This is a genomic window from Pseudomonas sp. Root71 (assembly GCF_001429045.1).
GTDB lineage: Bacteria > Pseudomonadota > Gammaproteobacteria > Pseudomonadales > Pseudomonadaceae > Aquipseudomonas > Aquipseudomonas monachiensis.
Window position 1 is genome coordinate 382,138 of the sequence record NZ_LMHY01000027.1, and the last position, 16,149, is coordinate 398,286.

The window sequence follows — 16,149 nt, forward strand, 5'->3', positions numbered from 1 at the left end:
CGGCCAGGTCAACGAAGTGGCGCTGCGGGTGGTGGCCGCGTCAAACTCGTCGATGCTCAACTCAGACCAGCAAGCCTCGCGCACCAACAGCGTGGCCGCGGCGATCAACCAGCTCGGTGCCGCCGCCCAGGAAATCGCCCAAAACGCCGCCCTCGCCTCGCAACATTCCAGTGATGCCCGCAGCCTGGCCGAAGACGGCCAACAGGTGGTGGATAAAACCATCGCGGCGATGCAGCAGCTGTCGGCCAAGATCAGCGATTCGTGCGGCAATATCGAGACCCTCAACAGCAACACGGTCAACATCGGGCAGATCCTGGAAGTGATTACCAGCATCTCCCAGCAGACCAACCTGCTGGCACTGAACGCGGCGATTGAAGCGGCGCGAGCCGGTGAGGCCGGCCGTGGTTTCGCGGTGGTTGCCGACGAGGTGCGCAACCTCGCTCACCGCACCCAGGACTCGGCGCAACAAGTGCAGACGATGATCGAAGAGCTGCAAGTCGGCGCCCGGGCAGCGGTGGGCATCATGACCGACAGCCAGCGCCAGAGCGAAAGCAGCGTCGGCATCGCCAACCAGGCGGGCGAGCGACTGGGGAGCGTGACCCTGCGCATCGGGGAGATCGATGGCATGAACCAGTCGGTCGCCACCGCCACTGAAGAGCAGACGGCCGTGGTGGAGTCGATCAACGTCGACATCACCGAGATCAACACACTGAACCAGGAAGGTGTGGAGAACCTGCAGTCGACCTTGCGTGCGTGTGCCGATCTTGAACGGCAGGCGGCGCGGTTGAAGCAGTTGGTGGGGAGTTTCAGGATCTAATTGTTCTCTCGGGCCCCTTCGCGAGCAAGCCCGCTCCCACATTTGATCTTCAGTGGACACAAACTTTGTGTACGACCAAGATCCACTGTGGGAGCGGGCTTGCTCGCGAAGACGGCATCAGCAGCGACGAAAAAATTAGAACCGAGAACCGGGCCCCGAAAGAAACTCAATTTCCTCAGCCGTCGATTCCCTTCCCAACACCGCATTGCGATGCGGAAACCGCCCAAACTGCGCAATCACCCTCTGATGCCGCTCGGCAAAGTCCAGATAATCGGCGAACAACGCCCGATCGACCTCCGGCTGCTGCGCCACCAATTCGATGTAACGCGAGACACCTTCATTCTGCACCGCAAGGTTTTCGCTGTGCTCGAACACCAAATAGATGAACACCCGCTGAATCGGCTGCAACTGCCGATCGAAATCCGCCGCAATGCCTTGGGCCACGAGTTTCTGTGCGCGGGAATCGCCGGAGAATGCTTTTGGAGTATCGCGAAAGATCATTCGCGGGATTTGATCGAGCAACAGCACCAGGGCCAACCAACCTTCGGGACGTTGCATCCACTCGGTCAATCCGCCGGCCAGTGCCTGCTCGGCCAAGTCCCCGAAACGCTCGCGCGCTTCGAGGTCCTGGCTGTCGCGCTTGCCAAACCACAACCTGCCCTTCTGCGCCGCCACTTCCCTCGCTGACCCGGAGTTTCCGAACCACCAATCAAGCAACGGCTGCCAGGGGGCGGTCATGGTTTACTCCTTGTGGTAAGCCGTGACGCGGGCAACTTCTTCTTTCGAACCGAGGAACACCGCAACACGCTGGTGCAGGCCTTCCGGCTGGATGTCGAGGATGCGCTGATGGCCGTCGGTGGACGCGCCGCCCGCTTGTTCGACCAGGAACGACATCGGGTTGGCTTCGTACATCAGGCGCAGTTTGCCCGGCTTCGACGGCTCGCGGCTGTCGCGTGGGTACATGAACAGACCGCCGCGGGTCAGGATGCGGTGCACGTCGGCGACCATCGCGGCAACCCAGCGCATGTTGTAGTTCTTTTTCAGCGGGCCTTCATCGCCTGCCAGCAATTCGCTGACGTAGCGCTGTACCGGTGCTTCCCAGTGACGCTGGTTGGACGCGTTGATGGCGAATTCCTGGGTGGCTTCAGGAATGGTGATGTTTTCGTGGGTCAGTACGAAGCTGCCCATTTCACGGTCCAGGGTAAAGCCTTTCACGCCGTCGCCCAGGGTCAGGATCAGCATGGTCTGCGGACCGTAGATCGCGTAACCGGCGGCCACTTGCTGTGTACCTGGCTGCAGGAAGGCCTTTTCATTCAAGGGCTCGTTCTGGCTCAGGTATTCGTTCGGGCAACGCAGTACCGAGAAGATGGTGCCGACCGGGGCGTTGATGTCGATGTTCGACGAACCGTCCAGTGGGTCGAATACCAGCAGGTACGCGCCTTTCGGGTATTTGCCCGGGATCTGGTAGGCGTTGTCCATTTCTTCGGACGCCATGCCGGCCAGGTGACCACCCCATTCGTTGGCTTCGAGCAGAATCTCGTTGGAGATCACGTCGAGCTTCTTCTGCACTTCGCCCTGGACGTTTTCAGTGCCCATGCTGCCCAAAACACCACCCAGGGCGCCTTTGGACACGGCGTGGTTGATCTCCTTGCAGGCACGCGCCACCACTTCGATCAGGAAGCGCAGATCGGCAGGAGTGTTGTTGCTGCGGGTCTGCTCAATCAAATAGCGACTCAAGGTAACGCGGGACATGGAAGGCTCCGGAGGAATGGGGGGGGGCTAAAAACCCGCGCAGTTTAACGCGAGTCGGGGCGCATTTCCTCCTATCAGACGTGATCGGCCGAAGAGAGTTCATGCGCGGGGATGAGCGTAGTTGGAAATGGGCTGGATGCGAGCCTGGGAACTGCGGTCATTTCGGTATTTTCATTGACCGGGCGAACGCATTCGCCAGCCTTCTTCAGGATTTGGCTGGCGGTTTGCGTAGCAGGCTGAACGCCATCGCTGCCAGGAACAGGACACTGAGCAACAACACCGCCCACAAGCCGAATGTCTTCCACTGGGTGTCCGTCGTCGCCAGCGTTTTCTCTGTCGCCGCATTCGAGACCACCGCCCCGACATCCACCTTGGCCCGGCCCAGGGTCGCGAGTTTTGCCGGGCTGTAATCCGGAATCAGCGTCGACAGCGGCAAGTTCGCCGCCTTCGCCGTCGAATTCCCCACGACCAGCGTGTAAGGCCCCGGCCCACGCGCCAGGAACACCAGTTGCGTGGCGCGCACGGCAAACTTCAGCGTCGGCGCCTGATCACCCAGGCCACCGCCGCGTTCGTCCACGGTCAGTTTCAATTGCTGGACGATTTGCCCTGACAGCTGCAATTGGTTTTGCACCACGTCCTGACCGTCCTGGGTCAGGCGATAGAGCAAACCGCTGCCCAACGACTGCCATGGCAGGCTGCTGTCGCGCCGGCCGGCCAGGCTCACTGGCGCCAGGCTGTTGGGCTGGCTCAACTCGACCTGCACCCGCTCGACATTCAGCCCCATCGGCAGCTGCCAGGTGTACTCGCCCGCCTTCACGCTGCTGCCGGCTAACGCCTGGGACCAGACCAACGGCAGCGGCAGGCTGCGGATATTGGCGCTTTGCAGTTGCGCCGAAGTCAGTGTCGGCGCCGAATGCGGGGTGATCCACAGCAACCGCAGGTAGCGTGCCGACTGGCCCGGCAGGTTGACTTCATGCTGTTCGACCCGCTCGTCGGAAAAGGTCAGGCGCGCCACCTGCCCTTCGCCCCAGGACTGCCAATGCTGCAAATCATCGCTGGCTTCGATGGTGAAACGCTGGAATCCGTCGCGCTCGCTGATCCAGTCGAGAACCAACTGCTGCAACGGTGCCTTGATAGACGATGCGTCGAGCAACCAGCCGCGCAACTCCTCCTCGCCTGCCTCCAGCTGACTGGAGGGCTGCACCTGGACCAACGTGCCGTTGGTGTTCGATTGCACCCGCACACTCGGCGCGGTTTCAGTGGCGTCCAACGAGCTGTACAACGGAAACCATTTCACCTCGTTCAAGGTGCGGGTTTCATTGCTCCGCGCCGACTCCCGGGCCAAGGCATAAGCCTGAACTTCGCCCACGGCGTTGAACACACGCACGTCGCTCAGGTCCGTCTGCCGTGCATTCAGCTGTACGTTCAGAGGCAGTTCAAGTCGATACCAGGGGCCTTCGCCCGTCACCGACAAAGGCACTTGAGTGGCGAAGTCCGCCGGTTTTTCCTGGGCAACCGCCGATAACACCACACCCATGGCGACAGCCCCCAGCCAACCCAGGTTAAGCTTCTGACTCAAGACGACACTCCTTCGGATTCCGGGACCGGTTTCTCGTTATCCGGCTCAGCTTCGGCACGCTTGGGCGGCAGCGGGGCGAAATAGCCCACCACCAGCAGCAATACACCGACACCGATAAACGACACGATCCGCGCCAGCCCGCCGCGGTTACTCAATTCGACAAAGAACAGCTTGGCCACGACCACGCCGATCAAGGCCGCGCCGATCAACCAGACTTCACGGCGGCGAAGCAAATGGCCGCCGATCATCAGGCTCAGGGCCATCAAGGTCCAAACGATGGACAGGCCGGCTTGCACCCGCATCGACGCCAGCAACAGATCCAGCTCGAACGGCACCCCACTCCAATGGTGTGCCGTACGCATCACCAACGCAGTAAAGAACACGAACAGCGAGGCACCTGCGCCCCCTTGCGTGGCGATGGCGGCGTAATCCTCGCGGACCGCCAGTTGTGTCATGGCGCTGCGGGACCAGACATAGACGCCGAACAGCGCCAACAACAGGCCCAGTTCCAGCGGGTTGATCAATGGCACGTAAGGCAGTGGCTCGGCGTTGCCGTCACTGGCGACATTCGCCAGCCAGAACCAGCCGAGCATCAACAACGCCAACGGCGCGGCGGCGTATACACGGTATTCGCGCGGATACGCCGACACCGGCCACGGCCACGCGCGAGGTGCCGCCATCAGCACCAGGTACAGACTGGGCAGAATCGCCCAACCCAACCAGCGCCAGGCGTTGTATTGCTCGGACAACACCAGCAAGCCGTAACGCAACTCCAGAGCCAGCACCCCCATCAACAACCAACAGCCGAGCACATGGGCGACGCTCGTCGCGCGCGCCGGCAGCATGGGCGCCAGGCGTCGCAGGGACATGAAATGCACCACGAACACGGCGGCCCACGCCAGCCAGCCGACGTTGGCTGCCGGGTGATAACGCGAGTGCCAGGCCGCGAGCAGCACCAGTGCCGCTGCGGGAATCAACACCGTGCCGAGTGCCCCAAGAGATGGCCATTTCAGGCGCAGCGCCACTACCGTCCACAGGGCCACACTCACGGCCGCGATGCCCAACAACAAAGGCGCCCGCATCGGCAACGGCGCAAAATGCAGCACTTCGATGACCCAGGCCAACGCCCACCAGCCTGCGCCCCACACCAGCAACGCCTGGGACAATCGCAACAGGCTCAGCCCTTCGAATACTCCAAGCGAATGACCAATCTGCAAACGCCAGGCCCCGACCATCGCCGCCAGCCCCAACACCAGCGGCGCCCAGAATCCGGCATGAGCCAAGGGGTTCAGCTCTTCACTGAACAGCGGCCCCGTCGCCAGGAACAACGCGCCACCCAACAGTTGCACAGCGAGCGCGCTGAACACGAAGGTGCGCGATGGCAGGCGCAAGCCAACCAACAACGTCAGCGCCCCGGCCAGGGCCCAACTGATCACCGTGCCGTGGCTGAAGAAAAACAACGGCGCCAGCAAATAGAGAAACGACAGCCCGAGGCACGCCAGGATTGGCAGACCTTTCAGTTCCCAAGGCCTGATCTGTTCCGGCAGGGCTTTACGCAACTGGTAGAAGCTGAACAGCAGCGCGACGCCCAGCAACAACGCGCCCAGCGGTACACCGCCGAGCAGGCTGCTCTCGCTGTCGTGCAGTTCGCTGAGAAACGCCAGCGCCGACCCCAGTTGCAGGAGTAAGGCAAAGGCCCGGGCCACGGGCCTTTGCTGGCGCAGACCGAGCCAGAAGATCCCCGCGCCTTCCACCGCCCACGCCGCCGTCGTCCAGCGTGCATCGAGACCCAGCGGAATCGCCAGGCTGGCGAAGATCACACCCAGGGCCAGGCAGGTTTCCCCCAGCAACAGCGTGCGCCCGGCCATCAGCCAACGGGCCAGCCCCATGTAAATCATGCCCAGCGCCAAGGCACTGAACGCCGCCGCGAACTCCAGATGCTGCACCAATGCAAACTGCAAACCGAAACCCACCAGCGGCGGACCGAACAGCAGCGTGCCGTCGACGTAGTTGCCCTTGCGCGCCGACCACTGCAGCAGCGATTCGCGACTGCCCTCTGCCGGTGCATCGCTCATTTCCAGCAGCCTGCGCCGGGCGAACAGCAGACCAATGGCCAGGTACATCAGGAAAAACAGAATCAGGAACGGCTCGGTACTCCACAACTGCTCCGGCGAGTAGGAGCGCAGGCCCCAGGCGAAACCGATACCGAAGGTGCCGCTGAACCCGATGACATTCAACAGCCGCCAGGCCTTGAACCAGGCGATGGCGAAGATGCCGGCGTTGAGCAGGGCAAAATAGCTGAACAGTGCGACGTGGCTACCGGCACCGGTGGAGGCCAGCAGCGGCGCGGCGAATCCACCCAGTGCGGCAGCGGCGGCCAGCCCCAGGGAGTCCTGGGTAATGGCGAGAATCGCCGAACATGCCGTCACCGCCACCAGCAGGCCAAACCCGGCCGAGGGATCGAGCAGCGGATGCAGGCGCATCGCGGCAAACACCGTCAGGTACAGCACGGCGATCCCGGCACCTTGCAGGATCAACGCATAACTGTTGTTGCGCGCTCGCAACCACCAACCCAGCCCGAGCAGCCCCAAGGCCGCCGCCGCAACACCTGCGTAACGCAACTCAACCGGCACCACCACGCCTTCGGTGGCATAGCGCAGCAGAAAGGCCAGGCCGAGGAACAGCAGCACCACGCCGACCCGCAACACGGTATTGCCGCCGAACAACCAGGCGCGGGCACGGCTGATGGCACGATCGATGAAGTTCGGGCCACGCGGGGTGACGGGTGGCTGTGGTTCGCGAGCGGACGGCTCGGACCTCCAGGCATCGACAGGCTGCAAACGCTTGGTTTCGCTGGCTGCGACGGCTACCGGCTCGAGTTCGGGCGGTAGCTCCCAGAGCAAATCCGGGGCTGCGACAGGTACTTCATCAAGGATGGTTTCAGGTGAGGCAAATGGTTCGCGGGCTTGCGGCGCCTTGACGCCCGATGCCTCGAGCAGCGCCAGCCGTTGCTCGACCGCGTGCAGCGCGACCTGGGCCTGCTCCAGCAAACGCAGCTGCTCGAAGGCCTGCGAGTCCATGCGAGCCAAGCGAAGGGCCTGGCCGATACCCAATCCGAGTAACGCGCCCAGCAGCGCATCGCTGAATGACTCGTCAAGTATCCAGCCGAGCACCAGCCCTATCAGCATGAACATCCATTGCATGGTCGATATCCCTAAGCGCATTGGCCAATCCGGAAAGATTAGCTCAGCCGTATCCATAAAGATCGCAGCCTTCGGCAGCTCCTACATAGTCGCGGTATTACGCGATCCTGTAGGAGCTGCCGAAGGCTGCGATCTTTTCCGGCGCGCCAGTATATCCACCTGCCTGAAGACTTACTCCAGTGCCTTCCAGATTTCCGTGGCGTACTCGCGAATGGTCCGGTCCGAGGAGAACCAGCCCATCCGCGCCGTGCTCAACACGGCTGAACGCCACCACTCCTTCGAATCGTGCCAATGGGCTTCGACGCGCATCTGGGCGTGCCAGTAGGAATCGAAGTCGGCGCAGACCAGGAAGCGGTCGTAGTCCACCAGCGAATCGATCAACCCGGCATAACGGGACGGATCATCCGGCGAGAACACCCCGCCACGAATCGCCTGCAGCACATCATTCAGACGATGGGACGCGGCGATATCCGGCACCGCGCTGAACTCATGGTTCTGCTTGCGCGCCTCCACCTGCTGCGCGCTGAGGCCGAAGATGAACATGTGCTCGGCGCCAATGCGGTCGCACATTTCCACGTTGGCCCCGTCCAGGGTGCCGATGGTCAGCGCGCCGTTCAGGCCGAATTTCATGTTGCTGGTGCCTGACGCTTCGAACCCGGCGGTGGAGATCTGCTCGGACAAATCCGCCGCCGGAATGATGCTCTCCGCCAGGCTGACGTTGTAGTTGGGCAGGAACACCACTTTTAGCAAGCCGCGCACGGTCGGGTCGTTGTTCACCACCCGGGCGATGTCGTTGGTCAGCTTGATGATCAGTTTGGCCTGGTGATAACTGGCGGCCGCCTTGCCGGCGAAGATCTTCACCCGTGGTACCCAGTCGATTTCAGGTTCCGCGCGAATCGCCTGGTACAACGCCACGGTGTGCATCAGGTTGAGCAACTGGCGCTTGTATTCGTGAATCCGCTTGACCTGCACGTCGAACATCGCCGCCGGGTTGACCGCCACACCCAACCGCTCATGAATCAGGTACGCCAGGGCTTTCTTGCTGTGCAGGCGTTGCTCGGCAAACGCCTTGCGGAATGCACTTTTCTCGGCGAACGGTTCGAGGGCGCGCAAACGCTCTTCCGGGTTATCCAGCACTTCGGGGCCGAGGGTATCGACCAGCATCGAGGTCAGCTCGGGATTGGCCTGATACAGCCAGCGGCGGAAAGTGATGCCGTTGGTTTTGTTGTTGATCCGCTCCGGGTAGAGCTTGTGCAGTTCGGAGAACACCGTTTGACGCATCAGTTGCGTGTGCAACCCGGACACACCGTTGATGCTGTGGGAGCCGAGAAACGCCAGGTTGCCCATGCGTACCCGGCGACCGTTGTCTTCCTCGATCAGCGATACCGCGCGCAGCACATCGAAATCGTGGATGCCTTTGGCCCGCAGGGAATCGATGTGCTGGGCGTTGATCAGGTAAATGATCTGCATGTGCCGCGGCAACATGCGTTCCATCAAACCTACCGGCCAGGTTTCCAGCGCTTCGGGGAGCAATGTGTGGTTGGTGTAGGACAGCGTATCGACGGTGACCTGCCACGCCGCGTCCCATGCCACGTCATAGACGTCGACCAGTTGCCGCATCAGCTCAGCCACGGCAATCGAGGGGTGAGTGTCGTTGAGCTGGATCGAAGCGTGATCGCCCAGGGTCAGCACCGAGGTGTGCATGTTGCGATGGCGGCGCAGCAAATCCTGCAACGAGGCGGCAACGAAGAAATACTCCTGGCGCAGGCGCAATTCCTGGCCGGCCTCGGTGCTGTCCGCCGGGTACAGCACCCGGGAGATGCTTTCGGCCCGGGCCACTTCGGCCACGGCGCCCAGGTGGTCGCCGGCGTTGAAACGCTCCAGATGCAGATCTTCCATGGCCCGGGCGCGCCACAAACGCAGCGTGTTGACGCTTGCCCCGCGCCAACCGACCACCGGCGTGTCATACGCAATGGCCCGTACGGTTTCCGCCGGGTGCCAGACTTGCCTGGACTTGCCGCTGTCATCGGTCACGGTCTCGACACCGCCGCCGAAGCCGATCGGGTAAACCACCTCCGGGCGCTCGAACTCCCAGGGGTTGCCGAAATCCAGCCAGTGTTCGGTCTGCTCCTGTTGCCAGCCATCAACGATAGCCTGGCGGAACAAGCCGTGTTCGTAACGAATACCGTAGCCATGACCGGCGATGCCGAGGGTCGACATGCTTTCCAGAAAACACGCTGCCAGACGCCCGAGGCCGCCGTTGCCCAGGGCCGCATCGGGCTCCAGCAAGCGAATGCGCTCAAGGTCGACGCCGAGTTCGGTCAGGGCTTCGCGGGCCACGTCGAGCAGGCCGAGGTTGCTCAGGCTGTCGAAGAGCAGCCGGCCGATGAGAAACTCCAGGGAGAGGTAATAAACGCGCTTCTGGCCTTTGCGGTAGATCTGCCGCGTGTGGTCCATCCAGTGCTCGACCATGTGATCCCGCGCGGCCAGTGCAATGGCTTCGAACCAATCGTGGTCGAAGGCGTGATCCGGGTCTTTACCCACTGCATAAGTGAGTTTGGTCAAGACGGCGTCGCGGAATGCGGCCACCTCTGCTTCGCGAACAAGTGGTTCTTGAGTCATCGATAGGACCTCGAGCGAGCTTGGAGTTGTCTGAGCCTAGTCGGTCTGACAGGCGGTAGAGGCTCTGGTTCGGCAGTTTTTCCTTTGAATGCGAGCTGGATCGACATTGCGTTGTCTTGTGCCTGAATCAATGCAGGGCTCGTGCCTATTTTCCGGTTGTTTGCGCCGTCCGTGAAAAAAACTGGCGAAAGGTTGTTCAAAAATCCACCAGTCCCGGTATGATCGCGCGCCCTGATGCACACGCTGGTAACAACCGATGATGAAGCCGAACCTGATCGCCGCCGCGGAGATCGACCGACTCGATACCTGGGCCAAGTACTCCGCCCCGATGTGCGGCTCGTGCATGTCCAGCTGCTGCACCCTGCCGGTCGAGGTCAAGATCAAGGATCTGGTCCGTATCGGCGTAGTCGATGAATTCGAGCTGGGTGACCCGCCGAAGAACATCGCCAAACGCCTGCAAAAGGAAGGTTTGGTCGAGCGTTTCAACCAGAAGTCAGGAATCTTCACCCTCCAGCGCATGAGCAACAACGATTGCTACTACCTGGATCGTAAGAGCCGTCTGTGCACTATTTATGAAAAGCGCCCGGATACTTGCCGCAATCACCCGAAAATCGGCCCGCGGCCGGGGTATTGTGCGTACAAGCCCAAGGAAGTGGAGCGCGAGAGCAGCAGCCGCCGGACTTTGGAAAAGTTTTAAGCCTGAAAAGATCGCAGCCTTCGGCAGCTCCTACAGAAATGCGCACGACTGTGCTTTTGTAGGAGCTGCCGAAGGCTGCGATCTTTTTTATGGCTTCAGACAAACAAAAACGCCCCCGGCCTTTCGACCGGGGGCGTTTTCGTTAAGCCGGGCTAAATCTTATGCCTTGGCTTTCTTGGCAGCGCGGGTACGCTCGCTTTCGTCCAGGATCTTCTTGCGAAGACGGATGGACTTAGGAGTCACTTCACACAGCTCGTCGTCCTGGATGAATTCCAGAGCCTGTTCCAGGGTGAAGCGAACAGGTGGAACCAGGGCGATGGTTTCGTCTTTACCCGAAGCACGCATGTTGTCGAGCTTCTTGCCCTTGGTAGGGTTGACGCCCAGGTCGTTGTCACGGCTGTTCAGACCAACGATCTGACCGTTGTAGATTTCCTGACCGTGTTCTACGAACAGCTTGCCACGCGCCTGCAGGGTTTCCAGGGAGTAGGTCAGTGCCTTGCCGGTTTCAACCGAAACCAGAACGCCGTTCTGACGGCCGGACATGTCGCCGGACTTCATCACGTCGTAACGGTCGAAGATCGAGGTCAGGATGCCAGCACCGTTGGTCAGGGTCAGGAACTGGTTACGGAAACCGATCAGACCACGAGCAGGGATGTTGTATTCCAGACGTACACGACCCTTGCCATCCGGCACCATGTTGGTCAGGTCGCCCTTACGCAGGCCCATCTCTTCCATCACCTTGCCCTGGGATTCTTCCGGCAGGTCGATGGTGACGTTTTCGAACGGTTCGTGCTTCACGCCGTCAACCAGACGGATGATCACTTCCGGACGGCCTACAGCCATTTCGAAGCCTTCGCGACGCATGGTTTCGATCAGTACCGAGAGGTGCAGTTCGCCACGGCCGGAAACCTTGAACTTGTCAGCCGAGTCGCCTTCTTCAACGCGCAGTGCAACGTTGTACAGCAGCTCTTTGTCCAGACGTTCCTTGATGTTACGGGAAGTCACGAACTTGCCTTCTTTACCGCAGAATGGCGAATCGTTTACCTGGAAGGTCATGGAAACGGTTGGCTCGTCGACGGTCAACGGCTTCATCGCTTCAACGGTGTCCGGGTGGCACAGGGTGTCGGAGATGAACAGCGAGTCCATACCGCTGATGCATACGATGTCGCCTGCAGCAGCTTCTTCAACGTCCACACGGTGCAGACCGTGGTGACCCATCAGCTTCAGGATACGACCGTTACGCTTCTTGCCGTCGGCGCCGATAGCGACAACCGGGGTGTTCGGCTTGACGCGACCACGAGCGATACGGCCAACACCGATAACACCCAGGAAGCTGTTGTAGTCCAGTGCGGAGATCTGCATCTGGAACGGACCTTCACGGTCAACAGCCGGCGCCGGTACGTTGTCGACGATCGACTGGTACAGCGGGGTCATGTCTTCAGCCATTTCGGTGTGGTCCAGACCGGCAATACCGTTCAGGGCCGAGGCGTAGACGACTTTGAAGTCCAGCTGTTCTTCGGTGGCACCCAGGTTGTCGAACAGGTCGAAGATCTGGTCCAGAACCCAGTCCGGACGCGCGCCTGGACGGTCAACCTTGTTGATGCACACGATCGGACGCAGGCCGGCTTCGAAAGCCTTCTTGGTCACGAAACGGGTTTGCGGCATAGGGCCGTCTTGAGCGTCAACCAGCAGCAGAACGGAGTCGACCATCGACATTACGCGCTCAACTTCGCCGCCGAAGTCGGCGTGGCCCGGGGTGTCCACGATGTTGATGTGGTAGCCGTTCCAGTTGATGGCGGTGTTTTTCGCCAGGATGGTAATACCGCGCTCTTTTTCCTGGTCGTTGGAGTCCATCACGCGCTCGTCGTTGAGCTCGTTGCGCTCCAGGGTGCCGGATTGACGCAGGAGTTTGTCTACCAGGGTGGTCTTACCATGGTCAACGTGGGCAATGATGGCGATGTTGCGTAGATTTTCGATCACTTGTGTATCTCGATCAGAGGATTCGGTGTGCTGACAAGTCTTGGCAGCGATTAACAGTAGCGTCCGTGAAAGCCGTTACAGCTTGACGGTGGCATCGGGGGGCCGGTGACGCAGGCCACAGGCAAACAGCCCCGGGCACTTAGCTCGGTCGATAAACGCGCACATTGGCATGCCCCTCACTGAGCAAATGGTGGGCATGCAGGCGACTCATCACGCCTTTGTCGCAATACAGCAGGTACTGGCGAGTAGGGTCCAGTTCCTTGAAACGAGCGTTAACTGCATAAAACGGCATCGTTTGTACCTCGATGCCAGCGAGGTCCAGCGGGTCGTCTTCAGCGGCATCCGGGTGACGGATGTCGATGACGATCTGACCGGCCAGCGCTTCGCTGACTTCTTCAATCTGCAAATCCTGGCCCAGTTCATCGATCACGCGATCGATCGGCACCAGCTTGGCGTTTTCGAGCGCACGCTCGAGTACCGCCATATCGAATTCTTTCTCTTCATGCTCGACGCGATGGCGCTTGGCCGCGGTCTTCGGATTGACCGAGATGACGCCGCAGTATTCCGGCATGTGCCGGGCGAAATCGGCGGTGCCGATTTCGTTGGCCGTGTCGATAATGTCCTGCTTGTGCGCGACGATCAGTGGGCGCAGGACCAGTTTGTCGGTCACGCAGTCGATCACTGACAGGTTCGGCAACGTCTGGCTCGACACCTGGGAGATCGCCTCACCGGTGACCAGTGCGTCGATGTGCAGTCGATCGGCAATTTGGGACGAAGCGCGCAACATCATACGCTTCAATACTACGCCCATATGACTGTTATCGACTTTGCCGAGAATTTCGCCCAGCACTTCTTCGAACGGCACACTGACAAATAGCACGCGTTGGGAGCTGCCGTACTTCTTCCAGATGAAATGCGCGACTTCCATGACGCCCAGTTCGTGGGCACGTCCGCCCAGATTGAAGAAGCAGAAATGCGCCATCAGGCCGCGGCGCATGATCTGGTAGGCCGCCACGGTGGAGTCGAAGCCACCGGACATCAGCACCAGGGTCTGCTCCAGCGCGCCCAGCGGATATCCGCCGATGCCGTTGTGCTGGCTGTGGATCACGAACAACCGTTGGTCGCGAACTTCGATCCGGACTTCGATTTCCGGCTTTTTCAGGTCGATCCCGGCGGCCCCACACTGACGGCGCAACTGGCTGCCGACATATTTTTCGATATCGATCGAGCTGAACGGGTGCTTGCCGGCGCGCTTGCAGCGTACCGAGAAGATCTTGCCGGCCAGTGCATCACCGTAGTGCTGCTTGCACTTTTCAACGATGTCGTCGAAATCGCCCAGCGGGTACTCATCGATTTGCAGGAAATGCGCGATGCCCGGCATGCAGCTCAGGCGTTCGCCCATCTCCTTCAAGGCCTTTGGGTCGCTGACTCGGGTTTCCAGCTCGAGGTTGTCCCACACGCCGTTCACCACCACGGCCGGGTCCAGATCGCGGAGCACGGCACGGATGTTCTTGGCCAATTGACGGATGAAACGCATCCGTACCGGGCGGCTCTTGATGGTGATCTCGGGGAAGACTTTTACGATTAATTTCATGGAAACAGCGCGCGCATGGCCTGCCGAAAAAGGGGGGCGCGGATTATAGCGGAAATTGCTCAAGGTTTAACCAGTTAATGTGCAGAAGGTTTCGCGCGCACCAAAACAGGTCATTTGTAGGAAGCGGCGCCACATTACAGGGCGAGATTTTCTGCTTTAAAGCGCAATATGCCCCCGCAAGCGTGTTTTTGGGGCAAAAAACCCATGCTGGGGCACTGGCATGCAATTTGCTCCCTTGTGAGGCAGGTTGCCTTGGCAGAGTATTCGCGCCGGCATCACCCACATTTAAGGGCATCCACTACTAGCCCGAAGCCACCCGGAGGACACTATGTCGAAGTCGGTTCAACTCATCAAAGATCATGACGTCAAGTGGATTGATCTGCGCTTCACGGACACCAAAGGCACTCAGCACCACGTGACCATGCCGGCTCGCGATGCGCTGGATGACGACTTCTTCGAAGTCGGCAAAATGTTCGACGGTTCCTCCATCGCTGGCTGGAAAGGCATCGAAGCCTCCGACATGATCCTGATGCCGGACGACTCCACCGCCGTCCTGGATCCGTTCACCGAAGAACCGACCCTGATCCTGGTCTGCGACATCATCGAACCTTCGAGCATGCAAGGCTACGACCGCGACCCACGTGCGATCGCCAAGCGCGCCGAAGAGCACCTGAAAGCCACCGCTATCGGTGACACCGTATACGCAGGTCCAGAGCCAGAGTTCTTCATCTTCGACCAGGTGAAGTTCAAGTCCGACATTTCCGGCTCCATGTTCAAGATCTACTCCGAACAAGGTTCGTGGATGTCCGACCAGGACATCGAAGGCGGCAACAAAGGCCACCGTCCAGGCGTCAAAGGCGGCTACTTCCCGGTTCCGCCGTTCGACCATGACCACGAAATCCGTACCTCCATGTGCAACGCACTGGAAGAAATGGGCCTGACCGTCGAAGTTCACCACCACGAAGTGGCGACTGCCGGACAGAACGAAATCGGCGTCAAGTTCAACACCCTGGTGAAGAAAGCCGACGAAACCCAAACCCTGAAGTACGTCGTGCACAACGTTGCCGATGCCTACGGCCGTACCGCGACCTTCATGCCTAAGCCTCTGTACGGCGACAACGGCTCGGGTATGCACGTACACATGTCCATCTGGAAAGATGGCAAGAACACCTTCGCAGGCGAAGGCTATGCCGGCCTGTCCGACACCGCCCTGTACTTCATCGGCGGCATCATCAAGCACGGTAAGGCCCTGAACGGCTTCACCAACCCGGCAACCAACTCCTACAAGCGTCTGGTTCCAGGCTTCGAAGCTCCAGTGATGCTGGCCTACTCGGCTCGCAACCGCTCCGCTTCGATCCGTATTCCTTACGTGTCGAGCCCGAAAGCCCGCCGTATCGAAGCACGCTTCCCGGATCCGGCTGCCAACCCGTACCTGTGCTTCGCCGCACTGCTGATGGCTGGCCTGGACGGCATCCAGAACAAGATCCACCCTGGCGACGCTGCTGACAAAAACCTGTATGACCTGCCGCCTGAAGAGGCCAAAGAGATCCCACAAGTTTGCGGCAGCCTGAAAGAAGCCCTGGAAGAGCTGGACAAAGGTCGTGCGTTCCTGACCAAAGGCGGCGTTTTCAGCGACGACTTCATCGACGCTTACATCGCCCTGAAAAGCGAAGAAGAAATCAAGGTACGTACCTTCGTACACCCACTGGAATACGAGCTGTACTACAGCTGCTGATCCGGTAGCGTCGCAACACGCGGCGTGACAAAAAGAGGCCTCCTTCGGGAGGCCTTTTTTGTGGGCAACTTCCGACAATGAAACCCGACATCTCCTCGGGCACACACGGCATCGTCCGGCATCAACCAACTTGAATGACTCGTAGCCTGCTCACTACCTGCAATCAACGG

The 16,149-nt window shown here is 60.3% G+C and carries 10 protein-coding genes; 3 read left to right on the top strand and 7 right to left on the bottom strand.

The genetic code is table 11. The features are described 5' to 3' along the window. The first annotated feature begins 52 nt into the window (after nt 1–52). A complete protein-coding gene (locus ASD95_RS30430; protein ID WP_442965742.1) occupies nt 53–817 on the top strand; it encodes a methyl-accepting chemotaxis protein in 765 nt (254 codons plus the stop codon). 135 nt (nt 818–952) lie between these two features. On the opposite strand, the gene ASD95_RS22175 is transcribed toward ASD95_RS30430, so the two are convergent. The 5 genes from ASD95_RS22175 to ASD95_RS22195 all read right to left on the bottom strand — a co-directional run bounded on the left by ASD95_RS22175 (nt 953) and on the right by ASD95_RS22195 (nt 9,973). Further along, nucleotides 953–1,555, bottom strand: a complete 603-nt coding sequence (locus tag ASD95_RS22175; RefSeq protein WP_056725774.1) for a DUF924 family protein — start codon at nt 1,553–1,555, stop codon at nt 953–955. Between the two features lie 3 nt (nt 1,556–1,558). Next, nucleotides 1,559–2,569: a class 1 fructose-bisphosphatase gene (locus tag ASD95_RS22180; protein WP_007975526.1), complete on the bottom strand. Its 1,011-nt coding sequence runs from the start codon at nt 2,567–2,569 to the stop codon at nt 1,559–1,561. A gap of 205 nt (nt 2,570–2,774) precedes the next feature. After that, nucleotides 2,775–4,148 (bottom strand): DUF3999 domain-containing protein, encoded by a 1,374-nt coding sequence (locus ASD95_RS22185; RefSeq protein WP_056725775.1) that lies wholly within the window; start codon nt 4,146–4,148, stop codon nt 2,775–2,777. Continuing rightward, the gene (locus ASD95_RS22190; RefSeq protein WP_056725776.1) at nt 4,145–7,351 is read right to left on the bottom strand and encodes a DUF2339 domain-containing protein; all 3,207 of its coding nucleotides are present in this window, start codon (nt 7,349–7,351) and stop codon (nt 4,145–4,147) included. The genes ASD95_RS22185 and ASD95_RS22190 overlap by 4 nt, the downstream gene beginning before the upstream one ends. A gap of 171 nt (nt 7,352–7,522) precedes the next feature. Continuing rightward, the gene (locus tag ASD95_RS22195; protein ID WP_056725778.1) at nt 7,523–9,973 is read right to left on the bottom strand and encodes a glycogen/starch/alpha-glucan phosphorylase; all 2,451 of its coding nucleotides are present in this window, start codon (nt 9,971–9,973) and stop codon (nt 7,523–7,525) included. A 256-nt stretch (nt 9,974–10,229) separates the two neighbouring features. Between ASD95_RS22195 and ASD95_RS22200 the strand changes: the two genes are divergently transcribed. Further along, nucleotides 10,230–10,670 (top strand): YkgJ family cysteine cluster protein, encoded by a 441-nt coding sequence (locus ASD95_RS22200; RefSeq protein WP_056725779.1) that lies wholly within the window; start codon nt 10,230–10,232, stop codon nt 10,668–10,670. Nucleotides 10,671–10,829: 159 nt separating this feature from the next. On the opposite strand, the gene typA is transcribed toward ASD95_RS22200, so the two are convergent. Then, a complete protein-coding gene (gene typA / locus ASD95_RS22205; protein WP_007989225.1) occupies nt 10,830–12,650 on the bottom strand; it encodes a translational GTPase TypA in 1,821 nt (606 codons plus the stop codon). A gap of 139 nt (nt 12,651–12,789) precedes the next feature. After that, nucleotides 12,790–14,244, bottom strand: coding sequence for a tRNA uracil 4-sulfurtransferase ThiI (thiI, locus tag ASD95_RS22210; protein WP_056725781.1), 1,455 nt, complete (start codon nt 14,242–14,244; stop codon nt 12,790–12,792). A gap of 328 nt (nt 14,245–14,572) precedes the next feature. Between thiI and glnA the strand changes: the two genes are divergently transcribed. Beyond that, complete coding sequence (glnA, locus tag ASD95_RS22215; protein WP_008002929.1) at nt 14,573–15,979, top strand: type I glutamate--ammonia ligase; 1,407 nt, start codon at nt 14,573–14,575, stop codon at nt 15,977–15,979. The last annotated feature ends 170 nt before the right edge of the window (nt 15,980–16,149 follow it).